Here is a 14,600-nt window from a genome sequence, read left to right as displayed (position 1 = left end):
GTGTTCATTCCTTTTCTTTAAGCTGCCGCTCCAGTATTTCATATTTTTCTTGCAGTTTCATATAATCATGCACGACATTGACCGCAGTCAATACAGCGAGCTTATTTATATCAAGATATGGATTTTTCTCGTTGATTTCTCTCATTTTATCATCAACCACTCCGGCCACATGGCGCATATGCGCTTTGCTTTCTTCCCCGATAATGGTGAAGTGCTGGCCGTAAATGTTTACTGTCGTTTTGGTTTTTTTGCCGTCAGACAACGTTTCTCCTCCATTCCGCGAGAATCCTAGTTCCTATCATACCACGATTATCGTTTGAATGGAAAGACGAGCCTCGGGCTGTTATGATACACTGGTATATACAGTGAAAAGTGCCAAAAAAGGAGATTATATCGTGTCCCATTCTGTTATAAAAGTATCCGCTTCCGCTATGGAACAAATGAAACAATCCTATGCCGGCTCCCTTACTCCCTCCGTTCCGCAGGGCGCCGTCTTCCAGGCCAAGCCTCCGGGCTGTACCATTACAGCCTACCGCTCGGGCAAGGTTCTCTTTCAAGGAAAAAACGCCGGCACAGAAGCGGCCCGCTGGGGAACGGCTGAGGCGCCGAAATCAAAGAAAACCGTCAAAAAAGCGGCCGACCCGCTTTACGCTCCCCCGGCGGGCATTGCCTCCATGTCAGTGATCGGCTCTGATGAAGTCGGAACAGGCGATTACTTCGGGCCGATAACGGTTGCCTGCGCCTACGCAGACAAATCAAAGCTCTCTTTAATGAAAGAACTCGGTGTGAAGGATTCGAAGGATTTAAAAGATCCGCAGATTATTGAAATCGCCAAACTGTTAATTAAAACCATCCCTTACAGCCTGCTTGTGTTAAAAAACGAAAAATACAATCAGATGCAGGAAAAAGGCATGAGCCAAGGAAAAATGAAGGCGCTCCTTCATAATCAGGCGATTTCCAATCTGCTGAAAAAAATGAACGGCGTTAAACCGGAAGCGATTCTGATTGACCAATTCGCAGACCCCGGCATCTATTTTAAGCATCTTTCCGGACGGGATATCGTAAAAGAAAAAACGTTTTTCAGCACGAAAGCGGAAAGCATACATCTTTCCGTCGCCGCAGCCTCTATCATTGCGCGATATTCTTTCTTAATTGAAATGGATAAGCTTTCCCGAGACGCTGGGATGACGATTCCGAAAGGCGCGGGGCCGCATGTCGATGAAGCTGCCGCCAAGCTGATCATCAATAAGGGAGAAGGTGCGCTCAGAACGTTCACCAAACTGCATTTTGCCAATACGCAAAAAGCGAAACGCCTTGTTGAACGGAAGCGGTCATAATAAAAAAGCTTGCAGAGTGATCTGCAAGCTTTTTCTTTATCCTCTTAATACGGCCTGATACGTTTCTTCCAGCGCTTTCAGCACGTTTTCATGTACTTTTGTCACTTCTTCTTCTGTCAATGTTTGTTCAGGGTTAACATATTGGAGCGAGAAGGCGACGGATTTTTTGCCTTCTTCCATATGCTCACCTTCGTACACATCAAATACGGTGACTTCTTTCAGCAGCGCACCGCCGGCTTCTTTGATCACGGCTTCGAGCTGTCCGCTTGTAACGGTTTTATCTGCCACAAGCGCAATGTCGCGCGTGACAGACGGGTACTTCGGAATCGGCGTATACACGACAGGTTCTGTTTCCTCGGTCAGAAGCGCGTGCAGATCAAGCTCGAACACATACGTTTCTTTGATATCCAGCTCTTTTTCCATTGCCGGATGCACCTGGCCGATAAATCCGGCAAGCGAACCGTTCAACAGAATGTTTGCCGTCCGGCCGGGATGCATGTTTTTGCGTTCTGACTGGACAAATTCAATCCGGTCTGACACATTCAATTGATGCAGCAGGCCTTCAACGATTCCTTTGACGACAAAGAAATCAACCGGCTTTTTCTCACCCTGCCATAGGTTTTTGCGCCATAATCCGGTTACGGCTCCGGCAACCCGTTCTTTTTCAACCGGTTTTGTGTTTTCTTCCTTCGTCAGAAATACAGAACCCGTTTCGTATAAAGCAACGGAATCAGTCTGTCTGGCCAGATTGTATGAAACGGCTTCAAGCAGATTCGGCACGAGGCTGTGTCTGAGAATGCTTCTTTCTTCGCTCATCGGCAGAGCAAGCATCGTATTGAATGATTTTTCGATCGCAAAAGCGGCCGCTTTTTTATCATTCGTCAATGAATATGTGGTTGCTTGTGAAAGACCCGCTCCTTCAAGGAAACGTCTCACTTTCCGGCGTTTTGCCTGATACGGTGTTAAGCCGCCTGTCGTGCCGGCCGTTTCCGGAAGCGTGGACGGAATATTGTCATACCCGTACAGTCTTGCCGCTTCTTCAATCAGGTCCTCTTCGATTTTAATATCTCCGCGGCGTGACGGCACTGTTACGACCAGAACGTCTTTTGCTTCACCGACTGCAAAACCAAGGCGCTTGTAAATGCTGATGATTTCTTCTTTAGTGATTGTCATGCCGAGCACGGCGTTCACTTTGTCAACAGATACATGAATGTTGTTCGCTTCGATTTCCAGATGGTTTTCTTCGACCGTGCCTGAGAGCACTTCTCCGCCGGCATACGCCTGAATGAGGCTACAGGCCCGTTCAGCCGCCAGCAGAACGCGTGCCGGGTCAATGCCTTTTTCATATCTGGCGCTCGCTTCGCTTCTCAGCCCGAGGTCTCTCGACGCTTTGCGGACGGTCTGTCCGTCGAAATAAGCGGCTTCCAGTAAAATCGCGGTGGTGTCTTCGCGGACTTCAGATTCTGCTCCGCCCATGACTCCCGCAACGGCTTGCGCTTTTTCTCCGTTCGTGATGACCAAATGGCTGCTTGACAGCTTGCGCTCCTGTTCATCCAGCGTCACGATGGTTTCGTTTTCCGCCGCTTTTCTGACGACGACTTCTTTTGAACCGAACCGGTCGTAATCGAAAGCGTGAAGCGGCTGGCCGTACTCAAGGAGGACGAAGTTTGTGATGTCCACGACGTTATTGTGCGGGCGGATGCCTGCATTCATCAGCTTCGTCTGCATCCACAGTGGAGACGGGCCGATTTTGACGTTTTTAATGATTTTTGCGGCATAATGCGGATTGGCCTGCGTATCTTCAATCTTGACGGAAACAGCGTCCGCCGCTTTTTCTGCCGCTTTTTCATATGAAGCCTCCGGAAGCTTTACCTCTGCGCCGAGGATAGCCGCAACTTCATAAGCCACGCCAAGCATGTTCATCGCGTCGGCGCGGTTCGGCGTTAAGCCCAATTCTAAAATCGCATCATCAAGCTGAAGGGCCGCCATTGCGTCAGCTCCCGTTTCAGCATCATTCGGAAAAACGAAAATGCCTTCCGCATATTCTTTCGCCACGAGCTTGCTTTCAATGCCGAGCTCCTGAAGGGAACAGATCATGCCGTGAGACGCTTCGCCGCGCAGCTTGGCTTTTTTAATTTTGAAATTGCCGGGAAGCACGGCTCCGACCGTTGCAACGGCAACCTTCTGTCCTTTATCAACATTCGGGGCGCCGCAGATAATCTGCACGGGTTCCTCCGCACCGATATCAACAAGGCATTTGTTGAGTTTATCGGCATTCGGGTGCTGTTCGCGCTCAAGCACGTGTCCGATGACAACGCCTTTTACGCCCTCCCCTTTATACTCGATACCCTCAACTTCAATACCGGCTCTCGTAATTTTTTCTGCAAGCACGGCCGGGTCGATTCCCTGCAAGTCAACGTAATCTTCTAACCATTTATAAGAAACAAACATGTGTATCCTCCTCTTACGCCTGTTTAAACTGCGAAATGAATCTGACATCATTGGTATAGAAATGGCGGATATCTTCAATGCCGTATTTCAGCATCGCGATACGTTCAACACCCATTCCGAAAGCAAAACCCTGGTATTCCTCAGGATTGAATCCAGCCATCTTCAGCACGTTCGGGTGAACCATGCCGGCGCCGAGAATTTCGATCCAGCCTGTTTTTTTGCAGACGGAGCAGCCTTGTCCGCCGCACTTAAAGCAGGTCACATCCACCTCGACAGAAGGCTCTGTGAATGGGAAAAAGCTCGGACGGAGCCTGATTTCACGATCTTGGCCGAACATTTTTTTGGCGACCAATTCAAGCGTGCCTTTCAGGTCGCTCATGCTGATTTTGCGGTCGACGACGAGACCCTCGATCTGCATGAACTGATGGGAATGTGTCGCGTCATCGTTGTCGCGGCGATACACTTTACCGGGACAAATGATTTTGACGGGGCCTTTTCCTTTATGCTTTTCCATCGTGCGCGTCTGCACCGGTGACGTCTGCGTTCTCATCAGCATTTCTTCTGTAATGTAAAAGCTGTCCTGCATGTCGCGGGCCGGATGTTCCTTCGGCAGGTTCAGCGCCTCAAAGTTGTAATAATCCGTTTCCACTTCAGGGCCTTCTTCGACGGTATATCCCATGCCGATAAATAAATCTTCAATTTCTTCAATAACGACCGTCAGCGGATGGCGCCCGCCGATGTTTACCTGACTGCCCGGCAACGTGACGTCAATCGTCTGGCTGCTGAGTTTTTTATTCATTTCTTCTTGTTCAAGCTGTTCATTTTTCGCCGTAATGGCTGCTGCAATGCGCTCTCTCACTTCATTGGCGAGCGCTCCCATTTTCGGGCGCTCTTCGGCGGACAGTTTGCCCATGCCGCGGAGAACTTCTGTAATCGGCCCTTTTTTTCCGAGATATTGCACCCGAATGTCGTTAACTTCTTTTAATGAACCCGCCGCTTCTACTTTTTCTGCAGCTTCCAGTTCGAGCTGTTTAAGCTTCTCTTCCATCATGCATCCTCCTTTTATGTAAACCAAACCGTTCTATGCCTTTTTCAGAAAACAAAAAAACCCGCCCCTTGAGAGAAGGGACGAGTTGTGGCCGCGGTACCACCCTTTTTAAGGCAGACTTCATCTGCCGACAGCTTCATTGACATAACGGAAACGATCGTTCCGGTTCACCTTTACGCGCGTTTGGCGCGGTCCCGGTGACAACTCGAGAGGTGAAAATCAATTTTTGTGCTGCGATAAAAATGCTTTCAGTCAGCGGCATTTTCTCCCTGGAAGGCAGTGTGTGCAAAAATTGACGTCCTCTGTCACGGTTTTTACATTATTGCTATCTATTATAGTGAAATCCAAGGCTTTTCGCAACCTATCCTCTGAGATGATAAACGAGGATGGCGGCCGCTACCGCTACATTCAGCGATTCCGCCTGTCCATACAGCGGAACGTACAGGTTGAGATCGGTTTTTTGCAGAAGGCCGGCGTCCACTCCCGCCCCCTCGTTCCCGACGATCAACGCGAACGATTCTTCAGGCTTCACGCTTTGATAAGCCGCACCGTTTTCAAGCGCCGTGCCGTAGATCGTGACGCCTTGTGATTTCAGCTCAGCGGTGAACTCATCAAGCGGACGTTTCAAAATGGGAATATGAAAATGAGATCCTTGTGCTGAACGCAGCGTTTTTCCATTGTACGGGTCTGCTGTTCCCTCACCAAGGACAACGGCGTCGATTCCCGCCGCATCTGCCGTTCTGATCATTGTTCCTAAATTCCCCGGATCCTGCACGGCATCAATCAGAAGCAGCCGCTTCAGCTGATCAGGCTGCCTATCCGGCATATGGCAGACCGCGGCGATCCGCTGCGGCGTTTCTGTTTCCGTCACGGCTGAAAACGCGTCTTCGCTCAGCACGTAGCACGGAATGCTCATGTCCAGATCGGCCGGGATGGCGCTCTCATCGTTTACGAGAATTTCTTTTACCGTTCCCTTTGATTTGAGCGCTTCTTCTGCCAGATGCTCTCCTTCTATCAGAAATGTATACGTTTTAAGTCTCTCTTTTTTTGTGTGAAGTTTTTTCCAGTCCTTCACTTTTTGGTTTTTTGCAGAGTCGATTCGTTTCACTTTATGTCTGTGCTCTCCTTTTTTCATGCATGTTGTTATTATATCTTAAGAACAGCACATAATAAACCGCGTGCGCGGTAAGAATATGCGTATCACATTCAGAAAAAGGAGCGGTTGTAATGGATCTTAATTTACGCAATGCCGTTATTGCCAATGTAACCGGCAATAACCAGGATCAGCTGGAGCATACGATCGTTGACGCCATCCAAAGCGGTGAAGAAAAAATGCTTCCGGGCCTAGGCGTCTTATTCGAAGTTCTTTGGCAGCATGCGTCGGACTCAGAAAAAAATGAAATGCTCAAAACACTTGAAGGCGGGTTAAAACCTGCGCAATAAGCATGAACCGGGTGATGGGACACCCGGTTTTTTTTGTATAATAATGGCGAGGGGGATCGCCATGCAGTTACAGCCGGAACTGGCAAAGAAATTGATTGCCGAAGTCAAACATATGTACAGCCGCGAAGTGATTATTGCCGATACAAAAGGCATGATCATCGCGGGCACTAACGAGGCGCGCGCCGGATGGTTTCATGAAGGCGCACTGATCTGCGCGCGCGAAAAACGGAATGTCATCATTACGAAAGAAGATGAAAAACGGCTCGAGGGCGTAAAAGCAGGACTGAACCTCCCCGTTTTTTCAGGCCATGAAGTGATCGGAGTATTCGGCCTGACAGGAGACCCTGACGATATCCTGCCTTTCGGAGAATTGCTCAGAAAAATGACGGAGCTGTTTATTAAAGAAACGCGCCATATGGAAGAAGCGCAGTGGCGTGCGAGAATGCTTGAATCCTTTATGGTTGATTGGCTGCAGCTGAAAGAATGGTCTCCGGGCTTTTTAGAAAAAGCAAAGCTCATCGGCGCAGACCTTCACGCATACCGCCGGATCATACTCATTCAAGGCCGTTATGAGCAATATAAAGCGGAGGAGCTCGGGCGGCTCTGGCAGTACGAATGCCCTGAAGACCTGTTTGTCCGCTGGGGAAATGAACGAATTCTCATTAATCATGAAGCAAATTCGGCTTCCAAAACACAGCTCATTAAAAAGATCGGCGCCGTTTTTGGGCTGCCTGTCACCGCCGGCATCGGACGGATCGTTCCGGGAGAGCGCCTCACGGAATCATACGAACAGGCAGATAAAGCACTTTCAGCCGGCATCGGTGACAAGCAGGCCGTCTTTGAAGAAGATTTAAAACTGGATATGTGTCTTGCCGATATCACCCCCCGCACGAGGTCGGAATTTTCACGGCGGGTTCTCGAGCATGTACTCGGCCGGGAAGAACTTCTGGATACGCTGCGCGCCTTTTTCGACCGGCAATTATCGTTAAAGCGCACCGCCAACGACATGCATATTCATATCAACACATTGCGCTACCGTCTTTCCAAACTGGAATCACTGACAAATATGAAGCTGGACCGCCCTGAAGACATAACGGCTTTTTATTTGGCGTTGCGCTTTTTAGATCAACATACAAAAAGCACGTAATCATATCATCATTTTTCATATGTTTCTCCATAGTGTGCGGAATCGTTTTTCTTTACAATTAAATGAAAACGCTTTTCTTATCAGGGAGGTTGGGAGAACATGATTTCACGAGAGGCAAAAGAAGCGTTCATCCGGACGGTCGGGAAGGAGAATTATGATGATTCGGCGGCGGGCCGTCTTGTGTATTCTTATGATGCGGCTCCTCAGCTGCAAGCCATGCCGGATGCGGTAATCGCCCCCCGCAGCGCGGATGACGTGTCCCGTATATTAACGATTTGCAGCAGGCATGACATTCCGATCGTGCCGAGGGGTTCAGGCACAAACTTATGCGGCGGCACATGTCCGTCTGAAGGCGGGCTTGTGCTTTTATTCAAACATATGAACCGCATTTTAGAAATCGATGAAGAAAATTTGACGGCAACCGTCCAGCCGGGCGTGATTACGCAAGATATGATCCGTGCGGTTGAACAAAAAGGTTTATTTTATCCGCCTGATCCGAGCAGCATGAAAATATCGACAATCGGCGGGAATATTAATGAAAATTCCGGCGGGCTGCGCGGTTTGAAGTACGGCGTCACCCGGGATTATGTCCTCGGCCTTGAAGCCGTCTTGGCTTCAGGCGATATCATCCGCACAGGAGGAAAGCTGACAAAGGATGTCGCCGGTTATGATCTGACCCGGCTTTTCGTCGGATCAGAAGGGACGCTCGGCGTTGTGACGGAAGCGACTTTAAAGCTGGTTCCGAAGCCGGAAACGAAAAAAACGCTGCTTGCACTCTATGAACATATTGAAGCGGCTGCGGAATCGGTTTCTGCCATCATCGCTGAAAAAATCATTCCGGCGACACTCGAATTTCTGGATCAGCCGACACTGCAGGTCATTGAAGATTACGCCAAGATCGGGCTTCCGACCGACGCAAAAGCGGTGCTGCTGATCGAACAGGACGGTGACATCGACACGGTCAGACGAGATATGGAAAAAATCGAAGCGATTTGTAAAAACGGAGCCGCCGTATCCGTCCAAACGGCTGAAACCGAGGAAGAGGCATTCGCGCTTACAGAGGCCAGACGGTCCGCATTATCAGCCCTTGCCCGGCTGAAACCGACAACGATTCTGGAAGATGCGACCGTGCCGAGATCACAAATTGCCAGCATGGTCAAAGCCATTAACGAGATTGCAGAAACATACGGCCTGTCCATCTGCACATTCGGCCATGCCGGAGACGGCAACCTCCATCCGACGTGCACCACCGATATCCGAAATACAGAGGAAATGGAACGTGTCGAAAAAGCTTTTGCCGCCATTTTTGAAAAAGCGATTGAGCTGGGCGGAACGATAACGGGTGAACACGGGGTCGGCATCGTAAAAGCGCCGTATTTAGAAATGAAACTGAAAACAGAAGGCATCACCGCCATGAAAGCGATCAAACAAGCGCTTGATCCCCAAAATCTGCTGAATCCGGGAAAAATATTCGCCAATTCATCAAGGAAACGCGTGGTGGTGATGAAATGACAACGGCTAAAGAGCAGCAACAAATTCAAACAGAATTCAAAAACCGCATGGATGAAGGTGAATTGCTGAACTGTATGCGCTGCGGCTTCTGCCTTCCTTCCTGTCCGACCTATATTGAATCGGGATTTCAAGAATCCCATTCGCCGCGCGGCAGGATCGCCCTGATGAAAGCCGTCACAGACGGACTGATCGAGCCGGATGAAGATGTCGAGCGCTCACTTTCGCTGTGTCTCGGATGCCGGGCATGCGAGCCCGTTTGTCCGGCAGGGGTCAATTACGGACAGCTGCTTGAAGAAGCGAGGGATATCATTCATCAAAATAAAAAACATAAGCCGGGCGTGCGCCTCTTGCGGAAAGCCGCCTTCACCGGGCTTTTCCCTCATCAAAACCGCATGCAGACAGCCGTAAATCTTCTCGGAATATACCAAAGATCGGGACTGCAGACCGCCGTCAGAAAAACCGGTATGCTGCGCGTTTTGCCTGAACATCTGCGCACAATGGAACAAGTGCTCCCGCCCGCCCCGAAACGGAAAGACATGAAGGAAAGGCCGCGTTTTCTTCCTGCCGCGGGTCCCGTCCAAAAACGGGCCGCTTTTTTCTCGGGCTGCTTAATGGATACGATGTTTTTAGCGACAAATCATGCGACAACGGCGCTTTTACAGGCGGCCGGGTGTGAAATCGCGGTCCCGGACGGCCAGGCGTGCTGCGGCGCGCTTCACGGGCACAGCGGAGAAAAAGAGATGGGAAAAGAACTGGCCAAGCGGAATATCGCGGCTTTTGAAGCGCTTGACGCTGATTATATCATTACAAACGCCGGCGGATGCGGCGCCTTTCTTCAGGAATATCCGCATTTACTGAAAGATGAACCTGGATGGGCGGAACGTGCCGAACAATTCGTCCGGAAGCTCAAAGACTTTTCATCCGTACTGGTTGATCTGAAGTTCCATCAAAAAAACCTGCGGGCGCAGTCTCCTCATATCGTCACATATCAGGACTCCTGCCATCTCCGCAATGTGATGCATACGTCAGAGGAACCGCGCACGCTTTTGAAAAGCATTAAAGGGGCTGAGTACAGAGAAATGGAAAAGGCCGACAGCTGCTGCGGGTCGGCGGGAATTTATAATATAACAGAGTCAGAGATGTCTATGAAAATATTAGACAGTAAGATGAAAGCCGCCGGAAAAACGGAGGCGGCCGTCATCGTGACAGCCAATCCCGGATGCCTTCTGCAAATGCAGCTCGGCATTTTACGCGAAGGATTAACAGGCCGTGTCCGGGCGGTTCATTTGGCGGATTACCTTTTGGAAGCGGTGGATTTGTCATAAGATGAAAGCAGAGAGACCGATCGGCTCTCTGCTTTTTTTATGATGCTGCATGTTCGGACGGCCGCGGATTTATCCGGGTATTGAAGCTTCCAGTCTGGCACTCGGATCACGCCATACATTCGCCCATTTTTTCACAGCCGCAATGATAATCACAAGCCCGAGAATGAGCATGATAATGGATAAAACGCCATTCAGCACGTTGTATCCCACCGCTTCGGGGTTCAAATACACATACCGCACCATCCAATAACCCGCATAGTTGACGGTCACGTACAAATAAGCGAGAGGAATCAGGCATGTCAGCATATAGCGCCGCTTATCCGCTATTTTTAATACGACGGTCGCACCGATAATTAAGCCGACAGACGCCATAAGCTGATTGGATACGCCGAACAGCGCCCAAATGGAGCTGATGTCGCCCGAATACAGAAGATAGCCCCACAGCAGGCAGGCGAGCGCGCTTGAGAAAATCGAGCCCGGCAGCCAGTCTGTTTTTTTCAGCGGCTTATAGACCTCTCCGAAAAACTCTTGAATCAAATACCGGGCGACACGGGTTCCCGCATCAATCGCCGTTAAAATAAACACCGCTTCAAACATAATGACGAATTGAAAAAAGTATGAAGCCAAATGACTGAAAAACGGAATCTCCGTAAAGATATACGTCATTCCGACGGCAAGCGTAACAGCGCCGCCCGTTCTTCCTTCCAGACTGAGCCCGATTTCTTTACTCAATTCAGGCAGATGGACGACATTCATCCCGAGGGTGCGGAATATTTCAGGCGTGCTGTTTATAGCAAAATAGTCGGCGGGCTCAAGAGCGGCAGCTGCAATGAGCGCCATAATTCCGACGAGACATTCCACAAGCATCGCTCCGAAAGCAACCGGCTTTATATCACTCCATTTATCCAGCATTTTCGGCGTTGTGCCGGAACCGACAAATGCATGAAAGCCCGAAATGGCGCCGCAGGCAATCGTTATTGAAATAAACGGCCAGACAGGACCCGCGATCACCGGCCCTCCGCCGTGAATAAACTCCGTTACGGCCGGAAATTTAATGGCGGGATTGACGAAAAAGACGCCTGCGATCAAAGCGGCAAAAACCCCGATTTTCATAAAACTGCTTAAATAGTCACGCGGAGCCAGCAAAAGCCAAACCGGAAGCGCCGCGGCGAAAAACGCATAGACAGGAAGCGCCACTGCAAGCGTTTTCGCATCCAGTGTCAGCATGTCCCCGAGAGCCGTTGTCTGCAGCCGCGGCCCGATTACAACACCGGCCATTAACAAAAGAAACCCGACAGTTGATGCGAGTTTGAGATTGCCCGTTTTTTTATAGTAGAGGCCGACCCCCATCGCGATCGGAATCGTAATCCCCACCGCAAACGTTCCCCACGGGTTTTTCTCAAGCGCGTGCAGCACAACCATGGACAGCCCCGCCATCGTGATCGTAATGATAAACAGCATCGAGAGACCCGTGCAAAAACCCGCCACCGGGCCGAGCTCTTCTTTGGCGACTTCAGAAAGCGTTTTCCCTTTTTTCCGCATTGATGCAAACAATACGACAATATCGTGCACGGCTCCTCCGATCACCGCCCCGATTAACAGCCATAAAAGCCCGGGCAGATAGCCGAACTGAGCTGCCAGAATCGGTCCGACAAGCGGGCCGGCAGCGGCGATTGCCGCGAAGTGGTGGCCGAATGACACCCACTTATTCGTCGGCACATAATCTTTCCCATCCTCAAGCACATGGGCCGGAGTCGGTGTCTGATCATTGATTTTTAATACTTTGACCATCATAAAGGTACCGTAAAGCCGATAGGCGATCGCCAGAATACATATAGACGCTATGACGATTGTAATCGCATTCATTTAATCCCAGCCCCTTATCTCTTTTTCTAAATATTATCACAATTATCAGATAACAGGAGATGATTTTTGCGTAAAAAAAAGCCGGCGGCTCAGCCCGGCTTTTCGGAACATTATTTGCCTGATAAACGGATGACATTCCAGGACAGCGGAGTAAAATGAGCCGTTATCCCTTCAGCATTTGCCGAAGACGTTCCGTTTGAGTGAGGCGTGACTTCTTTTCTGTTTTTTTGATTGGTCGCTTTCATATCCTGATGCTCCAGCACAATATGCTCAATGATGCGGTAATCTTCAAACCCCCTCAGTTTGATCTCCGTTTCCATCAGTTCCTTGCTTTTGTTGACGGCAAAAATGGTCAGTGCTTCATCCTCTTCGCGGTAAACGGCCGCGGCATCAACATACGGCACATCCGTAAAGTCCGCCGAGTCGTATTTCGGGGAGGTAATCAGCAGCTTCATCGAAGTCCCTCTCCCGTAGACAGAGGCGTGCATGTAAGGGTAAAAGATCGGCTGCCTCCATGCTTCTCCGCCCTTTTCGGTCATGATAGGCGCAATTACGTTGACAAGCTGGGCGAGACAGGCGATCTTTAGTCTGTCCGCATGCTGCAGCATCGTAATCAGCAGTGAACCGATCAACAGCGCATCTTCAAAATTGTAGATGTCTTCAAGAATCGGCCGGGCCGTAATCCACGGCTCCACTTTTTTATCCGCTTCATTTGAGTGATACCACACATTCCATTCATCTAAAGAAAGGTGAATCGTTTTTTTGCTGCGTTTTTTCGCTTTCATATAATCACATACGGCTGTGACGGATTTAATAAAATGGTCTAAATCCATCGACTTCGCCAAATAGTTCTCAAGATCATTTTCATGGTTGCCGTAATACGTATGCAGTGAGATGTAATCCACATGCTCGTACGTATGCTCAAGCACCTCGGCCTCCCACTCAATGAAGGACGGCATGCCGCTGTTTGAGCTTCCGCAAGCCACCAATTCGATCGTCGGGTCCGTCCATTTCATCACCTTTGCCGTTTCAGCGGCGAGCCGTCCGTATTCATGCGCCGTTTTATGACCGATCTGCCAAGGGCCGTCCATCTCATTTCCTAAGCACCATGTTTTGATGCCGTAAGGTTTTTCATATCCGTGCGATTTTCGTAAGTCGCTCCAGTATGACCCTTCAGGATGGTTGCAGTATTCGACGAGGTTCCGGGCGGCATCGATCCCTCTCGTCCCGAGATTGACCGCCATATTCACTTCGGCGTTCACTTTTTTCGCCCACGTTAAAAATTCATTCGTCCCCACTTCGTTCGTTTCTGTCGTCTGCCATGCCAAATCTAGCCTCCGCGGGCGGTCCTTCACCGGCCCGACACCGTCTTCCCAATTGTAGCCCGAGAGAAAATTCCCTCCCGGATAGCGGATGAACGGCACTTGCAATTCCTTGATTAACTCCTGCACGTCTGTTCTGAAGCCGTCCTTGTCGGCTTTCGGGTGTCCTGGCTCATAAATGCCTTCATACACCGCCCGGCCCATATGTTCTATAAATGATCCGTACATCCGTTTGTCCACTTCACCGATGATATATTCTTTATCTGCTGTAATCCCCGCTTTTTTCATTATTATATTTCCTCCCTCTCTCTATCCCTTCACTCCGCCTACTGTGAGTCCGGAAATGAAGTATTTTTGGAAAAACAAGAATATGATGATCACCGGAAGTATCGCAAAAACGGACCCGGAAATCAGCATGTCATAGTTGTTGCCGTACGGACTCAGCAGGCCTGAAAGTCCGATTGGAAGCGTAAACATTTCTTTCGACCGAAGCACGATCAGCGGCCATAAAAAGTTATTCCAGCTGTTTAAAGATTGAAGAATGATCATTGCCCCGAATGCCGGTTTCATGAGCGGCGCCATAATTCTGAAAAAAATGCCGAATTCGGTGCAGCCGTCCATTCTCGCTGAATCAAGCAGATCCTTCGGAAGTCCGAGCGCATATTGCCGGAAAAAGAACACGGCGACAGGCGACACAATAAACGGCAGAATCACTCCAGTATAAGAATCGATCAAATGAAGACCCACCGTCAATTTGAACAACGGAAGCATCATCACTTCAAGAGGCACCATCATAATGATCAGCACAAGAACGAAAATAATATTTCTGCCTTTAAATTCGTAGACACCGAGTCCGTAGCCGATCAAAGAGGAAAAAAACAGCGTGAGAACCGTGGTGAGAGCGCCGAGCAGCAGGCTGTTAAAAAACCATTTGAAATAAATGCTCCCCCCGTTGAACAAATAGGTGTAGTTATCAAGGCTCATCACATCCGGATCAAGACGCAGATTCAGCCCGATACGCATCAGCTCAGATGACGGCTTTAAAGAACCGAGCAATAGGCAGATCATCGGAAAGATATACAACAGGCTCAGCATGATAAAAAACAAGGTAAACGCGACTCTGTACACGGAAAACATGTGATTGTTACG

12 protein-coding genes are annotated in these 14,600 nt (G+C 49.5%); 5 read left to right on the top strand and 7 right to left on the bottom strand.

What is annotated here, in order from left to right:
• Window positions 1–4 precede the first annotated feature (4 nt).
• Window positions 5–262, bottom strand: coding sequence for a cell division protein ZapA (zapA, locus tag BZ167_RS16075; RefSeq protein WP_007408114.1), 258 nt, complete (start codon window positions 260–262; stop codon window positions 5–7).
• A gap of 133 nt (window positions 263–395) precedes the next feature.
• Here zapA and rnhC point away from each other — a divergent pair, with 133 nt between their 5' ends.
• Window positions 396–1,337 (top strand): ribonuclease HIII, encoded by a 942-nt coding sequence (gene rnhC / locus BZ167_RS16070; protein ID WP_039254299.1) that lies wholly within the window; start codon window positions 396–398, stop codon window positions 1,335–1,337.
• 36 nt (window positions 1,338–1,373) lie between these two features.
• On the opposite strand, the gene pheT is transcribed toward rnhC, so the two are convergent.
• From pheT to BZ167_RS16055, 3 genes are all read right to left on the bottom strand, one after another.
• Entirely contained in the window at window positions 1,374–3,788 is a 2,415-nt protein-coding gene (gene pheT / locus BZ167_RS16065) for a phenylalanine--tRNA ligase subunit beta (protein WP_077392138.1), read from the bottom strand.
• Between the two features lie 13 nt (window positions 3,789–3,801).
• The gene (gene pheS / locus BZ167_RS16060; protein ID WP_003152530.1) at window positions 3,802–4,836 is read right to left on the bottom strand and encodes a phenylalanine--tRNA ligase subunit alpha; all 1,035 of its coding nucleotides are present in this window, start codon (window positions 4,834–4,836) and stop codon (window positions 3,802–3,804) included.
• A 361-nt stretch (window positions 4,837–5,197) separates the two neighbouring features.
• A complete protein-coding gene (locus tag BZ167_RS16055) occupies window positions 5,198–5,944 on the bottom strand; it encodes a TrmH family RNA methyltransferase (protein ID WP_039254294.1) in 747 nt (248 codons plus the stop codon).
• A gap of 119 nt (window positions 5,945–6,063) precedes the next feature.
• Between BZ167_RS16055 and sspI the strand changes: the two genes are divergently transcribed.
• From sspI to BZ167_RS16035, 4 genes are all read left to right on the top strand, one after another.
• The gene (sspI, locus tag BZ167_RS16050) at window positions 6,064–6,279 is read left to right on the top strand and encodes a small acid-soluble spore protein SspI (RefSeq protein WP_003152527.1); all 216 of its coding nucleotides are present in this window, start codon (window positions 6,064–6,066) and stop codon (window positions 6,277–6,279) included.
• A 61-nt stretch (window positions 6,280–6,340) separates the two neighbouring features.
• Complete coding sequence (locus tag BZ167_RS16045; RefSeq protein ID WP_039254291.1) at window positions 6,341–7,426, top strand: CdaR family transcriptional regulator; 1,086 nt, start codon at window positions 6,341–6,343, stop codon at window positions 7,424–7,426.
• Window positions 7,427–7,525: 99 nt separating this feature from the next.
• Window positions 7,526–8,938 carry a glycolate oxidase subunit GlcD gene (gene glcD, locus BZ167_RS16040; RefSeq protein WP_015417962.1) on the top strand — a complete coding sequence of 471 codons (1,413 nt, stop codon included), beginning with the start codon at window positions 7,526–7,528 and terminating at the stop codon, window positions 8,936–8,938.
• Window positions 8,935–10,263 carry a (Fe-S)-binding protein gene (locus BZ167_RS16035; RefSeq protein WP_015417963.1) on the top strand — a complete coding sequence of 443 codons (1,329 nt, stop codon included), beginning with the start codon at window positions 8,935–8,937 and terminating at the stop codon, window positions 10,261–10,263. The genes glcD and BZ167_RS16035 overlap by 4 nt, the downstream gene beginning before the upstream one ends.
• Window positions 10,264–10,332: 69 nt before the next feature.
• Here the strand turns inward: BZ167_RS16035 and cstA are convergent, their stop codons facing one another.
• From cstA to BZ167_RS16020, 3 genes are all read right to left on the bottom strand, one after another.
• Window positions 10,333–12,129 (bottom strand): carbon starvation protein CstA, encoded by a 1,797-nt coding sequence (gene cstA, locus BZ167_RS16030; RefSeq protein WP_015417964.1) that lies wholly within the window; start codon window positions 12,127–12,129, stop codon window positions 10,333–10,335.
• Between the two features lie 110 nt (window positions 12,130–12,239).
• Complete coding sequence (gene arfA / locus BZ167_RS16025) at window positions 12,240–13,739, bottom strand: arabinosylfuranosidase ArfA (protein WP_015417965.1); 1,500 nt, start codon at window positions 13,737–13,739, stop codon at window positions 12,240–12,242.
• Between the two features lie 21 nt (window positions 13,740–13,760).
• Window positions 13,761–14,588, bottom strand: a complete 828-nt coding sequence (locus BZ167_RS16020) for an arabinooligosaccharides ABC transporter permease AraQ (RefSeq protein WP_033574252.1) — start codon at window positions 14,586–14,588, stop codon at window positions 13,761–13,763.
• Window positions 14,589–14,600 lie beyond the last annotated feature (12 nt).

Origin of the sequence: Bacillus sp. 275 (assembly GCF_001999205.1) — a bacterium.
In the GTDB taxonomy this organism is placed as follows: domain Bacteria; phylum Bacillota; class Bacilli; order Bacillales; family Bacillaceae; genus Bacillus; species Bacillus velezensis.
This window is presented reverse-complemented; position numbering and strand designations above follow the sequence as displayed.

Bases quoted from the DNA above. Each gene is read 5' to 3' on its own strand.
- pheT (WP_077392138.1), bottom strand. From the start codon at position 3,788: ATGTTTGTTTCTTATAAATGGTTAGAAGATTACGTTGACTTGCAGGGA.
- pheS (WP_003152530.1), bottom strand. From the start codon at position 4,836: ATGGAAGAGAAGCTTAAACAGCTCGAACTGGAAGCTGCAGAAAAAGTA.
- sspI (WP_003152527.1), top strand. From the start codon at position 6,064: ATGGATCTTAATTTACGCAATGCCGTTATTGCCAATGTAACCGGCAAT.
- BZ167_RS16045 (WP_039254291.1), top strand. From the start codon at position 6,341: ATGCAGTTACAGCCGGAACTGGCAAAGAAATTGATTGCCGAAGTCAAA.
- glcD (WP_015417962.1), top strand. From the start codon at position 7,526: ATGATTTCACGAGAGGCAAAAGAAGCGTTCATCCGGACGGTCGGGAAG.
- BZ167_RS16035 (WP_015417963.1), top strand. From the start codon at position 8,935: ATGACAACGGCTAAAGAGCAGCAACAAATTCAAACAGAATTCAAAAAC.
- cstA (WP_015417964.1), bottom strand. From the start codon at position 12,129: ATGAATGCGATTACAATCGTCATAGCGTCTATATGTATTCTGGCGATC.
- arfA (WP_015417965.1), bottom strand. From the start codon at position 13,739: ATGAAAAAAGCGGGGATTACAGCAGATAAAGAATATATCATCGGTGAA.
- BZ167_RS16020 (WP_033574252.1), bottom strand. From the start codon at position 14,588: ATGTTTTCCGTGTACAGAGTCGCGTTTACCTTGTTTTTTATCATGCTG.